Source organism: Streptomyces sp. NBRC 110028 (genome assembly GCF_001417735.1).
Classification (GTDB): domain Bacteria; phylum Actinomycetota; class Actinomycetes; order Streptomycetales; family Streptomycetaceae; genus Streptomyces.
The window spans coordinates 1-1,202 of record NZ_BBUZ01000008.1 but is presented as its reverse complement, the minus strand read 5'-3'; the positions used below and the strand labels follow the sequence as shown (position 1 = coordinate 1,202).

The following is a 1,202-nucleotide window of genomic DNA, read 5'->3' as shown; positions in this document are numbered from 1 at the left end:
CCGTGGTGGTAGAGGTTGGTCATCGGTTGGTCTCCTTAGTGGTGGGTGGGGGTGTGCTGGGACTGGAACTGGCGGAGTGCTTCTTCGTGGGCGGGGCGGGCGGCTCGGATCTCGGCGAGTACGTCGTCGGCCGAGCGCACGACGTTGCGGGGGTGCTTGAAGCGGGGGATGACGTACTTGCCGAAGAGTTCGATCGAGCGCATCAGCTGGTCGTGGGGGAGGCTGTCGACACGCAGGACGAGTGCGTCGACGCCCATGTCGGCGTAGCGCTGTACGTGTTCGATGCAGTGCTCGGGGTCGCCGACCATGAAGCCCTGGGAGCGTTCGAACATGTACTCTTCGTCGTTGAAGTCGATGTCCTTGACAGCGCCCATGTAGGCGTAGTCCTTCGACAGCTTCGACAGGCGCTCATATGCGTCGGTGGACAGCTTGGCCATCTCGAACAGGGGCTTCGCCTCGAGGCGGGCCTGGGCGGTGGTCTCGGCGCAGTGCATACCACCGGCGACCGCGACCATCTTGCGCGGCGTGATCGGGTAGGGGTGGTTGGTGGCGGCGAGAGTGTCGTCGTAGAGCTTGACCATGTTCTCGACGAGGTCGAACCCGAGGTAGAGGCCGCCCATGATGGCGCCGATACCCATCGAGGCGGCCGTCTCGACCGAGCTCGGGCTGCCGGCGGCGGCCGAAATGGGCGGGTAGGGGCCCTGCAGGGGCTTGGGGACCAGGCTGCGCGGCGGAACCTTGTAGTGCTCGCCCACGTACGAGAATACGTCGTTGAGGAACGCGCTCCGGATCAGCTCGATGCCCTCACGCCACTGAGCCTTGTTCTCGGAAGGGTCCACCTCAAACGCGCGCAGGGCGAGGGTGGTGTTGCCGCGTCCGGTGCCGAGTTCGACGCGGCCGTTGGAGAGGATGTCCTCGGTCGCGACGCGCTCGGCCACGCGCAGTGCGTGGTTCATCCGTGTCGGCAGCAGTGTCACCAGGTGGATGAAGCGGATCCGGCTGGTGAGAGCCATCAGGTACGGGTAGAGGACCTCCGGAGCGGAGACCGAGGCCGTCCCGAGGGCGACGTGCTGCTCGGAACTGCCGAAGGCGTCGAAGCCGACGCGCTCCGCGAGCAGAACCTCCTCGACCAGTTCCCGGTAGCGGTGCTCATGCGTGAGCCCGACCGGGGTGTCCCCCTCGGTCATGAGGATGAAGTCCAT

General features: G+C 66.0%; 1 protein-coding gene. It reads right to left on the bottom strand.

Annotation, left to right across the window (positions count from 1 at the left end; all coding sequences use genetic code 11):
- Positions 1-35: 35 nt before the first annotated feature.
- A partial coding sequence (locus ASC60_RS00045; RefSeq protein ID WP_055545438.1) for an LLM class flavin-dependent oxidoreductase occupies positions 36-1,202 on the bottom strand: 1,167 nt, incomplete at its 5' end.